Origin of the sequence: Nocardia sp. NPDC005978 (assembly GCF_040614455.1) — a bacterium.
Taxonomy (GTDB): Bacteria; Actinomycetota; Actinomycetes; order Mycobacteriales; family Mycobacteriaceae; genus Nocardia.
On the sequence record NZ_JBEXUS010000077.1, the window covers coordinates 1 to 17218 of the forward strand.

The following is a 17218-nucleotide window of genomic DNA, read 5'->3' on the forward strand; positions in this document are numbered from 1 at the left end:
TCCTAGCTCGGCAGCATGGCGGACTTCTATCGCGAGCTCGACCCGGACAGCATCGCCGAACAGCTGGTCGATCTGATCCGCCCGCCCGGAGATCAGTCGTTCGCGTGCAGTGCCGCGTTCAGCTCGATGCCGGTGCCCTTCTTGGCCACGACCTCGACCGCGCCGGTCACCGAATTGCGGCGGAACAGCAGATTGGACTTGCCGCTCAGCTCGGCGGCCTTGATGACAGCGCCGTCCGGCAGCGTGACCTTGGTGCCCGCGGTGACGTACAGACCCGCCTCGACCACGCAGTCGTCGCCGAGCGAGATGCCCAGGCCCGAGTTCGCGCCCAGCAGGCAGCGCTCGCCGAGCGAGATGACCTGCTTGCCGCCGCCGGACAGGGTGCCCATGATCGACGCGCCGCCGCCGACGTCGGAGCCGTCGCCGACCAGCACACCGGCCGAGATGCGGCCCTCGACCATGGAATTGCCGAGCGTGCCGGCGTTGAAGTTCACGAAGCCCTCGTGCATGACCGTGGTGCCCGAGGCCAGGTGCGCGCCCAGGCGCACGCGGTCGGCGTCGGCGATGCGCACGCCCGAGGGGACGACGTAGTCCACCAGGCGCGGGAACTTGTCGACGCTGTAGACGGTGACCGGGCCGCGAGCGCGCAGCTTCAGGCGGGTCAGCTCCAGCTCCTCGAGCGAGCACGGGCCGTGGTTGGTCCAGGCCACGTTCGCGAGCAGGCCGAAGATGCCGTCCAGGCTCAGGCCGTGCGGGCGGACCAGTCGGTGCGAGAGCAGGTGCAGGCGCAGGAACGCGTCGTGCGTGTCGACGGGCGCGGCGTCCAGATCGGCGATCGTGGTGCGCACCACCACGACCTCGACCCGGCGGGCCTCGTCGGGGCCGACGACGTCGGCGAACTTGGCGTACTCGACATCGGAGGCATCCAGGCGGACCGAACCGGTCTCGGCGAATTCGCCCAACGCCGGGTACGGGTACCAGGTGTCGAGTACCGTGCCGTTGACGGTGATGCTGGCGAGGCCGACTGCTTGTGCTCCCTGAGTGCTCACGGCTGTCCAGGTTACCGGCCGGGATTTCGCTTGTCCGAACCTCCTCCGCCGCGCGGACACCAAAACAGTGAGACAAAACAGACACAGTCCTTTTGTGCCAAGGCCGTGGCGATGAAGTGAACCGGCATTACCGCTCGCCTAGGGTGGGCGGGTGACCATCGATCTCAGCGCTGACCCCATCGCCCTGACCGCGGCTCTGGTGGATATCCCGAGCGTGTCCAAGGACGAGGCGCTCATCGCCGACATCGTCGAGAAGGCCCTGCGCGAGCAGACCACCGGATTCGAGATTCTGCGCCACGGCAACACCGTGCTCGCGCGCACCAACCGCGGCCTGCCCACCCGCGTCATCCTCGCCGGGCACCTGGACACCGTGCCCATCGCCGACAACGTGCCGAGCCGCTTCGAACTCGGCCCGGGCGGGCAGCGACTGCTGTTCGGCTGCGGCACGGTCGACATGAAATCCGGCGACGCCGTCTTCCTGCACCTGGCCGCCACCGTGGCCGAGCCGGTGCACGACCTGACCCTGATCTTCTACGACGCCGAGGAGATCGCCGCCGAGTTCAACGGGCTCGGCAAGATCGAGCGAGAACTGCCCGAATGGCTCGAGGGCGACCTCGCCATTCTCGGCGAGCCGTCCGGCGGCTGGGTCGAAGCCGGCTGCCAGGGCACGCTGCGCGTGCGGCTCACCACCTCCGGCGTGCGCGCGCACACCGCACGAGCCTGGCTGGGCGACAACGCCATTCACCGGCTCGCGCCCATCCTCGAACGTCTCTCGAACTACACCGCGCGCGAGGTCGAGATCGACGGGTGCGTCTACCGCGAGGGTCTGTCCGCGGTGCGGGTGTCCGGCGGCGTCGCGGGCAACGTGGTGCCCGACGTGGCCGAGGTCGACGTGAACTTCCGCTTCGCCCCCGACCGCACCCTGGACCAGGCCACCGAGCACGTCCGCGAGGTCTTCGCGGGTCTGGAACTGGACTTCGAGCGCACCGACGGGGCGCCCGGCGCGCTGCCCGGCCTGGCCGCGCCCGCCGCCAAGGACCTCATCGACATCGTGCACGCGCACGGCAGCGGGGGCGTGCGCGCCAAGTACGGCTGGACCGACGTCTCGCGCTTCGCCGCCCGCGGCATCCCCGCGGTGAACTTCGGCCCCGGCGACCCGAACCTCGCGCACAAGCGCGACGAGCACCTGCCGGTGGAACAGATCACCCAGGTCGCCTCGATGCTGCGCAGCTACCTGCTGGGCGAAAAGGACTGACGCCTCCGCGCCGCGACCGGTGCGGATAACCTTGGCTGCATGTCTGCTGAGGGTGCCAAGACGCCGCGGTATCGCGGGCCGATAATGCTGCGACGTGACCGGAAGAAGGGCATCGGGACCACCGATCAGCATTTGCTGGACGAACGGGGACCGTGCGACTGGGTGCACACCGACCCGTGGCGGGTGCTGCGCATCCAGGCCGAATTCGTCGAGGGCTTCGGCGCTTTGGCGGAGGTGCCGCGCGCGGTCTCGGTCTTCGGCTCCGCGCGCACCCCGGCCGACTCCCCGGAATACCAGGCGGGCATCGCCATCGGCGGCGCGCTCGCGCGGGCCGGATTCGCGGTGATCACCGGCGGCGGGCCGGGCGCGATGGAAGCCGCCAACCGCGGTGCGTCCGAAGCGGGCGGCTACTCCATCGGCCTCGGCATCGAGCTGCCGTTCGAACAGGGCCTCAACGAGTGGGTCGACCTCGGCATCAATTTCCGGTACTTCTTCGCGCGCAAGACCATGTTCGTGAAGTACTCGCAGGCTTTCGTCTGCCTGCCTGGCGGTTTCGGCACCCTGGACGAACTCTTCGAGGCGCTCACCCTGGTGCAGACCCGCAAGGTCAACCAATTCCCCATCATCCTGTTCGGCACCAAATACTGGGCGGGACTGGTGGATTGGCTGCGCGACTCACTGCTCGGCTCGGCCAAGATCGCACCCGGTGATCTGCGCCTGCTGCACATCACCGACAGCGTGGACGAGGTCGTGCGCATCGTGAGCGAGGCCGCGCGCGAGCGCGCCGAACTCGACGCCGAGGGCGAAGGGGCCGACGATGAGTTCGAACGCTGAGCCGGCCCCGAAGTCGACTGCCGAGTCCTACGCCGTCTGCGTCTACTGCTCGGCCAGCGTCACCGATCCGGCCGCCCTCGAGCTGGCCCGCGCGGTCGGCGCCGAAATCGGCCGCCGCGGTTGGCAATTGGTCTCCGGCGGCGGACACGTCTCGATGATGGGCGCGGTCGCCACCGCGGCCCGCGACGCCGGCGCGCGCACCATCGGGGTCATCCCGAAACGCCTGGTGCACAAGGAGATGGCCGACGTGGAGTCGGACGAGCTGATCGTCACCGACACCATGCGCGAGCGCAAACAGGTGATGGACGAACGCGCCGACGCGTTCCTCACCCTGCCCGGCGGTATCGGCACCCTCGAGGAACTCTTCGAGACCTGGACCGGCGGATACCTCGGCATGCACGACAAACCGGTGGTGGTGCTGGATCCGGACGGTCACTACGGCGGCCTGTTCACCTGGCTCGAGGAGCTGCGCGCACGCGGCTTCGCCGGGGACGAGGCCATCAACCGGGTCACGGTCACCGCGGACTTCGACCTGGCCTTCACCGCCCTCGAACCCTGAGCGCCCCTCGACAACTCCTTACTCATCGGTAAGGTAGGCGCGGAGGTGTGTCGCGGCGCACATCGACCGAATGCCGCGGTGAAGGAGCAGGCCACGTGAGTACCGATGTCCGATCGACGGTGGGGCTGTTGGAGCTGGCGCGCCGCCTGCCCGGGATGGCGGCCGAGACGCCGGGGATGCTGCGCACCGCGCGGCACATGCTGGTGAACTCGAAGTCCGAGGCGTCGATCGGGTTGTTCTTCCAGCGGGCCGCGGCCAAGCATCCGGGCCGGCCGTTCCTGCGCTTCGAGGGCCGCGAATACCTGTGGGGCGAAGCCAATGCCGAGGTGAACCGGTACGCCGCCGTGCTCACCGCGCGCGGGGTGCGCCGGGGCGACGTGGTCGGCGTGCTCATGACGAACCGCCCCGAGACGCTGTTCACCGCGCTCGCCGTGGTCAAACTCGGGGCCACCGCCGGGCTGCTCAATCACAATCAGCGAGACCACGTGCTGCAGCACAGTTTCGAGCTGCTGAACTCGGTGCTGGACGTGGCGGGGGAGGAGTGCGCCGAGGCGCTGGACAGCCTCGCCGCACCGCGCCCCGGGGTGCTGTGGTCGGGTGAACTGGAGGCCGCCGCGCGCGCCGCCGACGACCGCGATCCCGCTGTGTGCGAGAAGATCACGGCGGGCGAGCGCGCCTATCTGATCTTCACCTCCGGCACCACCGGGCTGCCCAAGGCCAGCGTCATGACCCACCTGCGCTGGACCAAGGGCATGGCCGGACTCGGCGGGTTCGGCGTCCGGCTGCGCGGGGACGACACGCTCTACTGCTGCCTGCCGCTCTATCACAACAACGCGCTGACGGTCGCCCTGTCCGCGGTGGTGGCCGGCGGCTCGACTTTCGCACTGGGACGCAAGTTCTCGGCCTCGCGCTTCTGGGACGAGGTCATCGCGACCCGGTCCACGGCGGTGATCTACATCGGCGAACTGTGCCGGTATCTGCTCAATCAGCCCGCCCGGCGCACCGATCGCGCGCACCGGGTCCGGCTCGCGGTCGGCAACGGACTGCGCCCCGAGATCTGGGACGAGTTCCGGAAACGCTTCGGCATCAAGCGAATCGTGGAGTTCTACGGCGCGAGCGAGGGCAACGTCGCGTTCATCAACGCCTTCGGCATCGACAAGACCGCGGGCTTCACCCCGCTGCCCTTCGCCATCGTCGAGTACGACGAGGCCACCGGAAAAGCGCTGCGCGGCAAGGACGGGAAGCTGCGCCGGGTGCGCGCGGGCGGTGTCGGGCTGCTGCTGGCCAAGGTCACCGACCGGTCCCCCTTCGACGGCTACACCGACGACGCCGCCACCGAATCCAAGCTCGTGCGCGACGGATTCGCCAGGGGCGACTGCTGGTTCGACACCGGCGACCTCGTGCGCGACCAGCGCTGGGGACATATCGCCTTCGTGGACCGGCTCGGCGACACCTTCCGCTGGAAGGGTGAGAACGTGGCCACCACGCAGGTCGAGGGCGGCTTCACCGGCATCGAGGCCATCACCCAGGCCGTGGTCTACGGCGTGGACATCCCCGGCGCGGACGGCAAAGCCGGCATGGCGGCGGTGACCCTCGCCGACGGCGCGACCCTGGACGGCCGGGCCGCGGCCGCGGCGCTCTACGACCGACTCCCCGCCTACGCCGTCCCGCTGTTCCTGCGCGTGGTGCCCGAACTCGAACAGACCTCCACCTTCAAGAGTCGCAAGGTCGAACTGCGCAAACAGGGTTACGCGCCCGACGATCACAGCGCCCTGTACGTCCTGGCGAACCGGGCCGACGGCTACGTCCCGGCGTACGCGGACTACGCCGCCGAAGTGGCCGCGGGGCGTGCACCGGGCAACTGAGCCACGCGTGCCGGGCGGCCGGGTGACGGGTCCTCGCGGCCGCGCGGGCCGACCTGGCCGGGAGCCGCCTGGAAAGAGGCGGAGGCAGACAAATCAGACGGCACAGGGGTCGGTACATTGGAGCCCATGTGTGCGCCGTTGCCGACGTTGTGCGGGAAGCCGGTGGCGACGGATCGGGCGCTGGTGATGGCGATCGTGAACCGGACGCCGGACTCGTTCTATGACCGCGGCGCGACCTTCACCGACAAAGCCGCCATGGGCGCGGTCGAACGGGCCGTCACCGAGGGTGCGGATCTGGTCGACATCGGCGGGGTCAAGGCCGGGCCGGGCAGCACCGTGGACGCCGCCGAGGAAGCGCGCCGCGTGGTGCCGTTCGTCGCGGCCATCCGCGCGCGCTATCCCGACCTGCTGATCAGCGTCGACACCTGGCGGGCCGATGTCGCCCGCGCGGCCGTGGCCGAGGGCGCGAACCTCATCAACGACACCTGGTCGGGGGCGGATCCGGACCTGGTCGGGGTGGCCGCCGAACTCAGGGTGGGAATCGTGTGCAGCCACACCGGCGGTGCGATCCCGCGCACCCGCCCGCACCGGGTGCGGTACGCCGACGTGGTGGCCGAGGTCACCGAGACCGTGGTCGCCGCGGCGGAGAACGCGGTGGCGGCGGGGGTCGCCAAGGACTCGATCCTCATCGACCCCACCCATGATTTCGGCAAGAACACCTATCACGGGCTCGAATTGTTGCGGGCCGTGGACGTTCTTGTGAATACCGGGTGGCCGGTCTTGATGGCGCTGAGCAATAAGGATTTCATCGGAGAGACTCTTGGTGTCGGCTTGTCCGAGCGATTGGAGGGCACATTGGCAGCGACCGCATGGTCCGCCGCGGCGGGCGCCCGCGTCTTCCGAGTGCACGAGGTCGGGGCCACCCGCCGGGTCGTGGACATGATCGCCGCGATCCAGGGCCACCGGCCACCGGCCAGAACCCTGAGGGGGCTGGCATGAGCAAGAAGCAGGATTGGGCCACCAGCAACAGCTGGGATCAGCCCGAATGGACCGTCGAGGATCTCGTGGCCGCCAAGGGCGACCGCACCGTCTCGGTGGTGCTCCCCGCGCTGAACGAGGAAGCCACGGTCGCGACCGTGGTGGCCAGCATTCGGCCCCTGCTCGGCACGCTCGTGGACGAACTCGTCGTGCTGGACTCCGGCTCCACCGACGCCACCGCCGAGCGCGCACAGGCCGCCGGAGCCCGCGTCGTCACCCGCGAGCAGGCCGTCCCCGAACTCGAGCCGGTTCCGGGCAAGGGCGAAGTGCTGTGGCGCTCGCTCGCGGTGACCACCGGCGACCTGATCGCCTTCGTGGACTCCGACCTGATCGACCCCGACCCCATGTTCGTGCCCAAACTGCTCGGCCCGCTGCTCACGGTCGAGGGCATGCACCTGGTCAAGGCGTACTACCGGCGACCGCTGCGCCAGGGCGCGACCGTCGACGACAACGGCGGCGGGCGCGTCACCGAGCTGGTGGCCCGGCCGCTGCTCGCCGCGCTGCGCCCGGCGCTGTCGAATGTGCTGCAGCCCTTGGGCGGTGAGTACGCGGGCACCCGCGAACTGCTCACGGCGGTGCCGTTCGCGCCCGGCTACGGCGTGGAGATCGGGCTGCTCATGGACACCCACGACATGCTCGGGCTCAGCGCCATCGGACAGGTGAATCTCGGTGTGCGCCAGCACCGCAACCGCCCGCTGTCCGAACTCGGGGTGATGAGCCGGCAGATCCTGGGCACGATGCTGGGCCGCGCGGGCGTCGCGGACTCGGGTGCCGCGCTCACGCAATTCCCGCTCGTGGACGGCGAATTCACGGCGCAGGCCACCGAGGTCTCGCTGGCGGATCGCCCGCCGATGAACACCCTGCGCCCGGAGTGGGCCGCGGCCTGACCCGCGCGACCTCGTTCGCGCGGCAGGTGGCCGGATCGGTGTGGCCGGGGACCGCTGTCAGCGGTCGTGACGGTAGATCGGGGTCAGCAGATCGGCTTCGATGGGCTCGCCCGTCGAGCGGTCGTAGCGCACACCCACCACGGCCGAGAACGGATGCGTCGCAGCGCGTTCGTGCAGGGTCGCCAGTCGCGTGGCGAGCAGTCGAATCGCGCCCAGGGAAGCTGGCGGGTGCAGGCCGTCGATCACCAGCACCGTGCCCTTGCCGTCGGGGCGGGGCAGGCGGGCCAGGTAGGCGATGTCGTACGGTTCGGTGCCGCCGGGGCGGTACACGCGCCGGGCCGCGCGATCCTCGATGCCGCGGCGAATGCGCCCGGCGCGGGCAACCGTGCGGCGCAGGCGCGGATCGGCGGCCACCAGGTAGCGCAGGCTGGGCGACAGCTCGGGCCCGCCCAGCACGATCAGGCCGTCGCGATCCAGATCCAGGGGTCTGCCCGGTAGGAAGCGCTGCACGGCCGCGGTGAACCCCAGCTCGCGTAGCAACTCCACCAGGCGATGCGGCGCGGCGGCGTCGGGGGCTCCGACCAGAGCGAGCGAGCGGGTGTTGCTGCGCACGTCCGGGGTGAGGATGGTGAGTGGCCCGTGCCCGAAGAACAGACCCTCCGGTACCGGCCCCTGGGTGCTGACCTGATGAATGCGGGCGCGGGAAAGTCCGGCGGCCGCACCGATTCTGGCGAACGTCCAGCCCTCGGCATGTAGTTCGCGGATCACGGCGCGGCGTATGCGCGTCAACTCGTTTATCTGCTGCTGCGCGGCCGCGACTCCGTCGGTGGCGGCTTTGAGTCGCTCGACCTTGTCTTCGATCGCGAACACCCGTGCCACCTCGTCGGCTGACATGTGCGCAGTCTAGATACCTGAACAGCCGCAGGTGTCTAGTCCGGTTGACGCCGGAGATCTCAGGTGGCGTCCGGATCGAGCGGCGGACGTTCGTTGCGCTCCAGCGGTTTCTGCTGCTTCGGCATGCCGTACTCGCCGAAACCGCTGGTGGTGGCGCTGGTCGGCTTGTCGAACGACGGCTTGTCGAAGGACGGCGGCTCGAAGGCCTTCGTCAGAAATGAATCGTCGCCGTCGAGAAGATGTTTGGTCACCATCGAGCGCGGATTCATTCCGCGCAATTCGTTGAGTTGCTCGAGCGGCTTGCGCAGTTCGTCGAACTCCGGGCCAAGTTCCTGCTTGAGCTGCTGGGTCGCCCCGGTCGCGTAATCGCGGACCTGCCGCAGCGACTTGGTAGTCCAGCGCATCGCCCCGGGCAGACGCTCCGGGCCGAGAATCACGAGTGCGGCGACGAGCAATACGAGCATCTCGCCCCAGCTGACATTGCTGAACACGGGTTCAGGCTACCCGTGCCCGAATATGAACGCCCGCCCGCCGCACGTGCACTCGACCACTATCGAAGCCTCAGTCCGATTCCAAGGTGACCGGAACGTCGACCTCGCGCCCGTCGCGGATCAGGCGCACGTTCACCGTCTGCCCGATCTCGTGGGACTGCACGGCCACGGTCAGCTCCTCCGGGCCGGTGACCTCGCGGTCACCCACCTTGACGATGACATCGCCCTCGACGATGCCCGCCTTGGCCGCCGGACCGCCGGCCTGCACATCGGCCACCGCCGCACCGCTCATGACGTCATTGGCGACGATCTTGGTCTTGGCGCTCACGCCCAGCCTCGGATGATTCACCTTGCCGGTCTGGATGAGCGCCTGCGAGATCCGCTTGACCTGATCCACCGGAATGGCGAAACCCAGACCCACCGAACCGCCGCTCTCGGACTTGATCGCGGTGTTGATGCCGATCAACCGGCCCTGCATGTCCACCAGCGCGCCACCGGAGTTGCCGTGGTTGATGGCGGCGTCGGTCTGCACGGCGTCCAGGGTGGCGTTCGTGTCGGTGCCCTCGCCGCCGACCTTCACCGGCCGATGCAGCGCCGAGACGATGCCGGAGGTGACGGTCTTCTCCAGGCCCAGCGGCGAACCCAGCGCGAGCACGTCGTCACCGACCTGCACGTCCGCGGAATTGCCGAGCTGAATCACCGACAGGTTCTTCACATCGACCTTGAGCACCGCCAGATCGGACTTGGTGTCGCGGCCCACGATCGAGGTCGGCACCCGGGTGCCGTCGGAGAACACGACCTGCAACTGGGCCTTGCCGCTCTTGTCGTTGGCGGCCAGCGACACGACGTGATTGTTGGTGACGATGTAGCCCTCGCCGCTGATGACCACGCCCGAACCGGACGAACCGCTGTCGCCCACCCAGGCGCGCACCGTCACGACCGAGGGCATCACGGCGTCCACGACCTTGGTGATCTGCCCGTGCGGCTCGTCATTGCCCGGCGCGGACTGCAATTCGACCTTGCGCGAGGTCAGCGCCGAGGTGGAATCGGAGGTGAGCGCGCCGATCGCGCCGCCCGCCAAGCCGATCACCAGGGCGATGGCGGCCAGCGTCGCCAGCGCGCGGCCCGAGGCCTGCCCGCCGAAGAGCACGTCGCGGGCACTGAGTTTGCGGCCCTCCGGCAGCGGCGCCGGGCGAGCCGTGGCCACGGCCGGGGAGCCCAGCCGGGCGGCGGACGCCGGATCGCGCCACGGATCCGCGGGCGCGGCCGGCTCGTTGTCGTCGTGCTGCGCCTCGGGATCGCGCTGCAGCAGTTCGTCCGAACCCTCCGGGCGGCCGAACGCCTCGGCCAGCACCGAGTCCGGCGGGCGATTCTGCACCTGCGGGCCGTCGGTGGCGGCCCCCGCCACCGCGGCGGCCGCCGAGCGCGGTGAGAACGAACCGTTCTGCCCACTCGGGCGGCGGAAGGCGTGCGCGGTGTGATTGTCGACGTGCGGCCGATAAACCGGCCGCGGCCCCAGGACCGGTGCGTCCGACGGCCTCAGGTTCCCCCGATCGGCCGCCGAATCCGAAGCCTGCGCAGATCGCGACAGGTTGTCCGCCGCGGGCCCCTCACCCGGAACCGGGCCCGTGTTCTTCGATTCGGTGGTCACCCGATGAACTCTACTTGCGCCACCAGCTTGTCCACCGTCTGCTGTCGAACGAATCTTGGCGCAGCCCGAAGGAACTCGCGCCGGGAGCGAGCATATTGCGGTCCGTGATCGGCGGGTGTTCCGCGCCGGGCAGTTCGGACAAAGGGATACGACTCAGAGTGTCGTGCAACCGCAGGGGCGCGGAGATCTGCGTCGACTGCTGCAGGGCGTTGCGCGCCTGCTGCTGCGACTCGACCTCGACGGCGCATTCGCGGCACACGGAAAGATGATGAGCGGCACGCAGATACGCGTTCATCCGCAGTTCGCCGTCGACATAGGCGGCGATGGCCTCCGTGGCCAGATGCTCGGTGGGGGCGAAACGAGGTGGACGACGCGGCGTTCTGTCCGGCCCACTCATAAGCTGCACACCTTTCGGAAGGACCACCTCGGCTGCACGCGAAAAGCCGGCGCGCGAGGTGCTGGAACCGCGCCTTACCCGACCTTCTCGGTGGCGGCGTTCCGCCGCTCCACCCCATTATGCTCGAGGTGCTCGCGCAGTGCCTGACGTCCTCGGTGGATGCGGCTGCGCACGGTACCCAGTTTGACGCCGAGCGTGGCGCCGATCTCCTCGTAGGACAGACCTTCGATGTCACACAGCACGACCGCCGCGCGGAATTCCGGGGCCAGCGAGTCGAGCGCCGCCTGGAGGTCGGGATCGAGGTTGGCGTCGTGATAGAGCTGCTCGGGACCCGGGCCCTCGGAGGGGACGCGGTCGTAGTCCTCGGGCAGCGCCTCCATGCGAATGCGGTTGCGTCTGCGCACCATGTCCAGGAACAGGTTCGTGGTGATGCGATGCAGCCAGCCCTCGAAGGTGCCGGGCTGGTAGTGGGACAGCGAGCGGAAGACCCGGATGAACGTCTCCTGGGTCAGGTCCTCGGCGTCCTGCGGGTCACCGGTCAGGCGATAAGCCAGGCGGTACACGCGGTCGGCGTGTTCCCGGACCAGCTCGTCCCAGGTCGGCATCTTGTGGCGATCGCCGGTGGCATCGAAAGCGGCCGTTCCGGACAGCAGTGCGGGATCCGGCTCGCCGTCCTGCGGCAGCTCGGTGTTCGGCTCGAAGGATTGCGGGAGCAGTCCGGCGGAGTCACGCGCCTCGTCGACCATGTGGATGGGAGTACCTCCTACTCGGGACCGGGGCTTCGTCCCCCTTGCAACCGACCTGGTGGGTCAGGTTGTTCCCGGGGCCGGGCCGCCGGTCGCTGGCCTGGCGTAGGCAATACTCTTGCCGGTCCTGATGTGGCAGCCGTATGCGCAGGCTGAGGGACACCTGAGAAAAATCGCCACACCGGCCGGTCACCGCCACGCGATACCGCCCCCGCGCCATTAGCCTCATACCCGTGAGTCAGACTCCGGCGGCATCGAACCTGCAGCGCAACCTCGCCTACGTGGAGGAATCCGTCGCAGAGGACGAGATTCTCGTTTCCGCGCGCGAACGCGCCCTCGAATTGGGGGCCGCGCCCGTGCCCCCGTCGGTGGGGGCACTGCTCAGCATGTACGCCCAGCTGCTCGGCGCGCGCGCCGTGGTGGAGGTCGGCACCGGCGCCGGCGTCAGCGGGCTGTGGCTGCTGGACGGCATGCGCGAGGACGGCACGCTCACCACGATCGACTCCGAACCCGAACATCAGCGCGCCGCGCGCGAGGCGTTCAAATCCGCGGACATCACCCCCGCGCGCACCCGGCTGATCAACGGCCGGGCGCTGGATGTGCTGCCGCGCTTGGCCGATGGGGCCTACGACCTGGTCTTCATCGACGCCGCGCCGCTGGAGCACCCGCAATACGTGGATCAGGCGGTGCGATTACTCCGCGAGGGCGGGGCGATCCTGCTGCACAACGCGCTGCTGGGCGGGCGCGTGCCCGATCCGGCGCAGCGTGATCCGCAGACCCAGGCGGTGCGGGCGGCGACCCGGGCCATCGCGGAGGATCCGCGGTTGACGAGCGTGCTCATCCCGGTGGGGGATGGGCTGCTCTGCGCGTCGCGCGGGTGAAGGCCGCCGCGCTGTCGCGCGGGTAGGGCGCTGGGCGTCGGACGGGAACGGCTGCTGTAGCCCAGCTGAGCTGGGCTTTCGGAATTCTGCGAACTTTGCGGGGGAGAGCTCTTGCCAGGGTATTGAACGCGTGTTTAATCTATTGAACGTGCGTTCAACCGATGATTTGAGCACCCGGGCCCGGATTCGCGACGCCGCGATCACCGTGTTCGGGGAAGAGGGGTTCGGGGTGGGGGTGCGCGCCATCGCGGCCGCGGCCGGTGTCTCCCCCGGACTGGTGAATCATCACTTCGGGTCCAAGGACGGCCTGCGGGAAGCCTGCGACGACCGGGTGCGCGAGGTGATCCGGGCGGCCAAGCTCGAATCGCTCGAGCGGCCCTCGTCCAACGGGTTGCTGGCGCAGATGGCCGAGATCGAGGATTTCGCACCGTATCTGGCGTATCTGCTGCGCAGCCTGCAGGCGGGCGGATCGCTCATGACGGTGTTCTTCGACCACATGGTCGAGGACATCCAGGGCTACCTCGCGGCGGGCATCGCCGCCGGAACCCTGCGCGCGCCCAGGGATCTGCCGGCCATGGCGAAATACTTCGCCATCACCAACGGCGGCGGGATCATCATGTTCCTGCAGCTGTACGCGGCCACCCACGAGAGTCGCGTCGATTACCGGAAAGCCCTGCGCGAGTACGCCGATCGCATGATGCTGCCGGCGCTGGAAATCCTCACCCACGGCCTGCTGACCGACTCGATGATGCTGGACACGCTGACCCAGCAGCAGCACGGGAACACCCAAGAGAACCCATAAATCGTTTTCCGCCTAGGAGATTCGATGAACAGTCCGGCACAACCGGCCATCACCGTCCGGGACCTGCACAAGCACTTCGGACGGGTACACGCCCTGGACGGCCTCGACCTCGAGGTCGAAACCGGCGAGGTCCACGGCTTCCTGGGGCCCAACGGCGCCGGGAAATCCACCACCATTCGCGTGTTGCTCGGCATTCTCGCCCGCACCTCCGGCACCGCGCAGGTGCTCGGGCGCGACCCGTGGACCGACGCGGTCGCGCTGCACCGCGACATCGCCTACGTGCCCGGCGATGTCACGCTGTGGCCATCGCTCTCGGGCGGGGAGACCATCGACCTGCTGGCCCGCATGCGCGGTGGACTCGATCAGGGGCGGCGGGCCGAACTCATCGAGCGGTTCGAACTCGACCCGAAGAAGAAAGCGCGCACCTACTCCAAGGGCAACCGGCAGAAGGTGGCGCTGGTCTCGGCCTTCTCCTCGCACGCGAAACTGCTGCTGCTGGACGAACCCACCTCCGGGCTGGATCCGCTGATGGAACAGACCTTCCGCGAATGCGTGCGCGAGGCGTCCGAACGCGGCTGCACCGTCCTGCTGTCCAGCCACATCCTGTCCGAGGTCGAGGCGCTGTGCCGGCGGGTCACCATCATCCGGGCGGGCAAGACCGTCGAGTCCGGCACCCTGGCCCAGATGCGGCACCTGAGCCGGACCTCCATCACCGCCGAAATGACCGGGGACCCGGGCGATCTCAGCCACCTGCCCGGGGTCGCCGACGTGACGGTCGAGGATCACACGGTGCACCTGCAGGTCGACAGCGAACACCTCGGCGAGCTGATCCGCGTGCTCGGTGATGCCGGGGTGCGCAGCCTGGTGAGCCAGCCCCCGACGCTGGAAGAGCTGTTCCTGCGGCACTATTCGATCAACGGGGAGGACGCGGACACGGGCAACGGCACGGCCGCGGGGATTCGCAACCGCGAAGCCGCTGCCGTGGGCGCGGGCAGCGGTGCGGCGACGGCCGCGGGTACCGGAAACGCCGCGGTGCTGGCCGGTCGTCCCGACGCCGCCGACGACACCGCATCCGACAGCCGGAATCAGGTGTCGAAATGACCGCCGCTGTAGCGCATCCGGGGCAGCATCGCCTCGAAACTGCTTCCCGTGCGGGGAATTTCACCGGGACCGGGCAGCTGCTGCGGCTGTACCTGAGGCGGGACCGGGTCGTGCTGCCGCTGTGGGTGCTGCTGCTGTCGGCGCCGCTGGGCAGCGTGTACATCGACAGCATCGCCTCGGTGTATCCGAGCGCCGCGGATCGGGCCGGGTTCGCGGACTCCATTCTGGCCAGCCCGGCCCAATTGGCCATGTACGGGCCGATTTACAACACGAGCCTGGGCGCGGTGGGGGTGTGGAAGGCGGGGATGTTCTACAGCCTCATCGGCATCGCCACGATCCTCACCGTCATCCGGCACACCCGGGCCGAGGAGGAGACCGGGCGCGGGGAACTGGTGGCCGCCACCCGGGTCGGGCGGTTCGCGGGGCTCACCGCGACGCTGGTGATCGCCTACGGCGGGGCGCTGCTGACCGGGCTCATCGGCTTCGCGAGTCTCGCGGGCAGCGACCTGCGCGGCACCGACGGGGATATCGCCGGATCGCTGGCTTTCGGTCTGGCACTGGCTGGTTCGGGCGCGGTCTTCGCGGCGGTGGCCGCGGTGTGCGCCCAGTTGACCACCGGCGCCCGGCTCGCCCGCGGCATCGCCCTCGGCGTGCTCGGAGCCACCTTCACCCTGCGCGGCATCGGGGACGCGCAGGCCGGGGACGGGCCCGCCGGGCCGCTCACCTGGCTCGCGCCGCAGGGCTGGTCGCTGCAGGTGCGGCCGTTCGCCGGGGATCACTTCGCCGTGCTGGGACTGCACGTGGTGGCCGTGCTGATCCTGACGGGAATCGCGTATCAGCTACTGCGGCATCGGGATCTGGGCGCGGGACTGATCGCCGAACGGCCCGGTGCGGCCGCCGCCGGTCCCGGGCTGAATGGTCCGTTCGGACTGGCGTGGCGCTTGCAGCGCGGCACGCTGGTGGCCTGGACCGCCGGACTCGGCCTGTACGGGTTGATCATCGGCAGCGTCGTGCACGGCATCGGCGACGAGTTGGGCAGCAGCCAGGCCATTCGCGATCTGATCACCCGCATGGGCGGTTCCGCGTCGCTGGAGAATTCGATGATCACCTATGCCTTCACCATGATCGGCGTGGCGGCCGCGGCGTACTCGATCTCGGCGGCGCTGCGCCTGCACTCCGAGGAGAGCGGTCAGCACACCGAAACACTGCTCACCGGCGCGGTCTCCCGAACCCGCTGGGCTGCATCGCATCTGCTGTTCGCCCTGGGCGGTCCGGCGGTGGCGTTGCTGGTCGCCGGACTGCTCGGCGGACTGGTCTACGGCCGCGCCGCAGGCGACATCGGCGCGAAACTGCCCGATGTCCTGGCCGCCGCCCTGATCCAACTCCCCGCCGTGTGGATCTTCGCCGCGATCACCGTCGCCCTGTTCGGTCTGGCGCCCCGCTGGACCCCCGTCGCCTGGGGCGTACTGACCGCCGCCGTCGCGGTGTTCCTGCTCGGCGCGATTTCCGGTGCCCCCCAGTGGCTCCGGGACCTGGAACCCTTCGAGCACCTCCCGAAGGTCCCCGGCGCGGCGTTCAACCCCGCACCGGTGCTGATCCTGCTCGCCATCGCCGCGGTCCTGATCACCGTGGGCCTGATCGGCTTCCGCCGCCGCGACCTGCGCTGACGCTCCTACGGCTCGGATGCGCAAGCGCCCGAGCACGACGCCCGGCCGTTGCTCACGGGTGGTCGAATGCCCGGTGGCGCAGTCCTGTTCGCGAGCGCTGCCCTCGGTGTGGCGGCGGCTCGGGCAGCGGGTGGGCAGGGGACGGGGGTGGATTAGTTCGGCGAAATGGTGGTAGATGAAAGGGGAACCGATTAGAGGAGGTGGGGGATGTACGAGGGACTGGTACTCGGAGCGCATCTGCCGTCCGGATGGCTGTGGCCCGCGCTGATCTTGTTCGGGCTCATCCTGTTTGCGGCACTGGTGGTATTGCTGCTGGTCAGTGGGGCTCGATTCGACGACATGTCACACGTGGTGCCGGCACAGCCGGGGCCCTGCGAGCCGTTCTGCTACTCGCGCTGAAACCCGCCGGGCACGGTGAGCCACAGAAAGGGTTACCGTGCCGCGGGCCGGGATACTCCATGAACAGGTTCGACGAATGAGGTTTCTCATGGGGCATCGGGTTCCGGCCGTGGTGGGTTTGTACCTCCGCGAGTCCGGGCAGTGGCGGCGGATCGCCGAATTCCGGCTGGCCGCCGACGGGCGTGCCACCTTTCGCGCGGTGGACCCGATCGAGGGACTGGTGGCGCGGGTCTGGTACCACCAGGGAGTGGACGTGCCCGGCGAGGATCGCCGGGTGTTGCCGCAGGACGGGGCCGAATTCCTGCGAGCGCTGCTGCAGCCGTTCGGTTTCCGGGACTACCGCTTCCGGGACGACAGCCCGGCCTCGGCCACCCACGCGGGGGCCTCGACCGGGCGCGGTGAGCGTGGGCTAGGTCGCACCGGCCGCGCGGCCGCCGGCGGGTCGACGGTATGCCGCCGACATGCCGCCGCGCGTGCGGGGGCTGATGAAAAGGTCACGGCCGGAGCGGATTCCGAATGCACGCGGTGCGCGGAGGCCGAATCGGAGCCGCGCGCACAGGATGCCGGACGTCCGGCCGCCTGGCGCGCGCTGGACGCGGACACCCTGCGCTTCTGAGTGACGCGCCCGCCCCACTGCGGTTTGGCGTCCCGGGTACCCGCCCGGGATCGCTTACGCCGCAATGCCTGTGCGCCGGCCGGCGG

At 69.5% G+C, this 17218-nt stretch carries 16 protein-coding genes and 2 pseudogenes; 12 read left to right on the plus strand and 6 right to left on the minus strand.

The genetic code is table 11. From position 1 onward, the window contains the following. Positions 1-92 precede the first annotated feature (92 nt). On the minus strand, positions 93-1049 hold the full coding sequence (gene dapD, locus ABZ319_RS28140; RefSeq protein WP_354989510.1) for a 2,3,4,5-tetrahydropyridine-2,6-dicarboxylate N-succinyltransferase: 957 nt from the start codon (positions 1047-1049) through the stop codon (positions 93-95). A gap of 151 nt (positions 1050-1200) precedes the next feature. On the opposite strand from dapD, the gene dapE reads away from it, so the two are divergent. The 6 genes from dapE to ABZ319_RS28170 all read left to right on the plus strand — a co-directional run bounded on the left by dapE (position 1201) and on the right by ABZ319_RS28170 (position 7487). Further along, positions 1201-2304 (plus strand): succinyl-diaminopimelate desuccinylase, encoded by a 1104-nt coding sequence (dapE, locus tag ABZ319_RS28145; protein WP_354989511.1) that lies wholly within the window; start codon positions 1201-1203, stop codon positions 2302-2304. A 39-nt stretch (positions 2305-2343) separates the two neighbouring features. Next, positions 2344-3138 carry a TIGR00730 family Rossman fold protein gene (locus ABZ319_RS28150; RefSeq protein WP_354989512.1) on the plus strand — a complete coding sequence of 265 codons (795 nt, stop codon included), beginning with the start codon at positions 2344-2346 and terminating at the stop codon, positions 3136-3138. Beyond that, positions 3122-3697 (plus strand): TIGR00730 family Rossman fold protein, encoded by a 576-nt coding sequence (locus ABZ319_RS28155; RefSeq protein ID WP_354989513.1) that lies wholly within the window; start codon positions 3122-3124, stop codon positions 3695-3697. Before ABZ319_RS28150 ends, ABZ319_RS28155 begins: the two co-directional genes overlap by 17 nt. Before the next feature lie 95 nt (positions 3698-3792). Next, positions 3793-5562, plus strand: a complete 1770-nt coding sequence (locus ABZ319_RS28160; RefSeq protein WP_354989514.1) for a long-chain-acyl-CoA synthetase — start codon at positions 3793-3795, stop codon at positions 5560-5562. Positions 5563-5688: 126 nt separating this feature from the next. After that, entirely contained in the window at positions 5689-6561 is an 873-nt protein-coding gene (gene folP / locus ABZ319_RS28165) for a dihydropteroate synthase (protein WP_354989515.1), read from the plus strand. Next, a complete protein-coding gene (locus tag ABZ319_RS28170; protein ID WP_354989516.1) occupies positions 6558-7487 on the plus strand; it encodes a glucosyl-3-phosphoglycerate synthase in 930 nt (309 codons plus the stop codon). The genes folP and ABZ319_RS28170 overlap by 4 nt, the downstream gene beginning before the upstream one ends. 57 nt (positions 7488-7544) lie before the next feature. Here the strand turns inward: ABZ319_RS28170 and ABZ319_RS28175 are convergent, their stop codons facing one another. From ABZ319_RS28175 to sigE, 5 genes and pseudogenes are all read right to left on the minus strand, one after another. Next, entirely contained in the window at positions 7545-8381 is an 837-nt protein-coding gene (locus ABZ319_RS28175) for a hypothetical protein (RefSeq protein ID WP_354989517.1), read from the minus strand. Between the two features lie 59 nt (positions 8382-8440). Next, positions 8441-8872, minus strand: coding sequence for a Sec-independent protein translocase protein TatB (gene tatB / locus ABZ319_RS28180; RefSeq protein WP_354989518.1), 432 nt, complete (start codon positions 8870-8872; stop codon positions 8441-8443). Between the two features lie 70 nt (positions 8873-8942). Continuing rightward, entirely contained in the window at positions 8943-10463 is a 1521-nt protein-coding gene (locus ABZ319_RS28185; protein WP_354989542.1) for a trypsin-like peptidase domain-containing protein, read from the minus strand. A gap of 70 nt (positions 10464-10533) precedes the next feature. Continuing rightward, on the minus strand, positions 10534-10920 hold the full coding sequence (locus ABZ319_RS28190) for a hypothetical protein (protein WP_354989519.1): 387 nt from the start codon (positions 10918-10920) through the stop codon (positions 10534-10536). A 74-nt stretch (positions 10921-10994) separates the two neighbouring features. Next, positions 10995-11570 (minus strand): annotated as a pseudogene (gene sigE / locus ABZ319_RS28195) (RNA polymerase sigma factor SigE); the annotation flags it as partial. Positions 11571-11899: 329 nt separating this feature from the next. Between sigE and ABZ319_RS28200 the strand changes: the two are divergent. The 6 genes and pseudogenes from ABZ319_RS28200 (at position 11900) to ABZ319_RS28225 (ending at position 17132) form a co-directional block, all read left to right on the plus strand. Further along, on the plus strand, positions 11900-12547 hold the full coding sequence (locus ABZ319_RS28200; RefSeq protein WP_354989520.1) for an O-methyltransferase: 648 nt from the start codon (positions 11900-11902) through the stop codon (positions 12545-12547). 148 nt (positions 12548-12695) lie between these two features. Continuing rightward, a complete protein-coding gene (locus ABZ319_RS28205; RefSeq protein WP_354989521.1) occupies positions 12696-13349 on the plus strand; it encodes a TetR family transcriptional regulator in 654 nt (217 codons plus the stop codon). A gap of 24 nt (positions 13350-13373) precedes the next feature. Further along, positions 13374-14264 (plus strand): annotated as a pseudogene (locus ABZ319_RS28210) (ABC transporter ATP-binding protein); the annotation flags it as partial. A 182-nt stretch (positions 14265-14446) separates the two neighbouring features. After that, positions 14447-16117, plus strand: coding sequence for an ABC transporter permease (locus tag ABZ319_RS28215; RefSeq protein ID WP_354989522.1), 1671 nt, complete (start codon positions 14447-14449; stop codon positions 16115-16117). 207 nt (positions 16118-16324) lie between these two features. Next, positions 16325-16516, plus strand: a complete 192-nt coding sequence (locus ABZ319_RS28220; protein WP_354989523.1) for a hypothetical protein — start codon at positions 16325-16327, stop codon at positions 16514-16516. Between the two features lie 76 nt (positions 16517-16592). Continuing rightward, complete coding sequence (locus ABZ319_RS28225; RefSeq protein ID WP_354989524.1) at positions 16593-17132, plus strand: hypothetical protein; 540 nt, start codon at positions 16593-16595, stop codon at positions 17130-17132. Positions 17133-17218 lie beyond the last annotated feature (86 nt).